The sequence below is a fragment of the Bartonella sp. AA86SXKL genome, from assembly GCF_042196885.1.
Genome location: NZ_JBHIRE010000141.1, coordinates 809 through 1,076, shown reverse-complemented (window position 1 = coordinate 1,076; position 268 = coordinate 809). Strand labels below are relative to the sequence as shown.

Genomic DNA, 268 nt, shown 5'->3' with positions numbered 1-268 from the left:
AATGAATATTAAAAGTGATTTTCTCATTCTTTACTCCATGCATTTACGATTTCTTTTTGTTTTTTTGGATTACCATAGGCTGTGTAACATATTTATTATTCTCATTGGGATATTTTTTTATTATCTCAATGAAACAGTTATTATACTTTAGTTAATTGAAATTAAGGTCAATCCAAACGGGAGTATGGTCAGATGGTTTTTGGTAGCCTCTTACTTCTTTTTGGCTATAAGCGCAAATAAGCTGATCGACAGCTTCTGGTGATAAAAG

General features: G+C 30.6%; 1 pseudogene. It reads right to left on the bottom strand.

Going from position 1 to position 268, the window contains the following annotated elements:
* Nucleotides 1-151 precede the first annotated feature (151 nt).
* Nucleotides 152-268 (bottom strand): annotated as a pseudogene (locus ACFIO5_RS10575) (exodeoxyribonuclease III); the annotation flags it as partial.